The 640-nt window shown below is 40.8% G+C and carries 1 protein-coding gene; it reads left to right on the forward strand.

What is annotated here, in order from left to right; genetic code table 11:
* On the forward strand, nt 1-640 hold a 640-nt coding region (locus LE190_RS22205; RefSeq protein WP_225240597.1), incomplete at both ends, for a two-component regulator propeller domain-containing protein.

Consider the following 640-nt stretch of genomic DNA (forward strand, 5'->3'; position numbering starts at 1 on the left):
GTTTACGATTTATCGCAGTAATCCGCAAGATAGCCTTTCCTTAGAGCACAACTTTATTCAAGCGATTACGGAAGATAACAAAAGGCGGCTTTGGATAGGGACAATGACAGGTCTGAACTTATACAATCGAGAATCAGACAATTTTATCCGTATACCATTACCTACGGTAGAGAGCAGCAGTGGGAAAATGGATGTCAACGTTCACCAGATTTTTCAGGATTCCAACGGTAAGATTTGGATTGCGACAAATATAGGCTTGTACAAGATTAAAGAGGGCCGGCATCCTGAAGCGGAATTGGTCTTCAATGAGATTACCGTTGAAAGAAGCCAGGGAAAAGAATACTATCGTAATTTTCGAACCATGTATGAGGATCGCCGCAAGCGATTATGGTTTTGTACCGATGATGCCATTGTACTCATGCAAGCCGCATCGAAAGATGGAAATAGCTTAAAGGTGCTAAGGACTTACTTCAAAGAGAAATCGGTAAATAATAAGATTAATCAACGGTTTCAGGCGGTTTTGGAGGTTAGTCCAGGTATATTTTGGGTAGGTACAAAATATAATGGTATTCGGATTATCAATGAGAATACAGACGAAATATCCTCGTTAACCGAAGAGGGCAATCATACAGGTTTGGCC

The organism is Massilia hydrophila, from assembly GCF_020208145.1.
In the GTDB taxonomy this organism is placed as follows: Bacteria; Pseudomonadota; Gammaproteobacteria; order Burkholderiales; family Burkholderiaceae_D; genus Telluria; species Telluria hydrophila.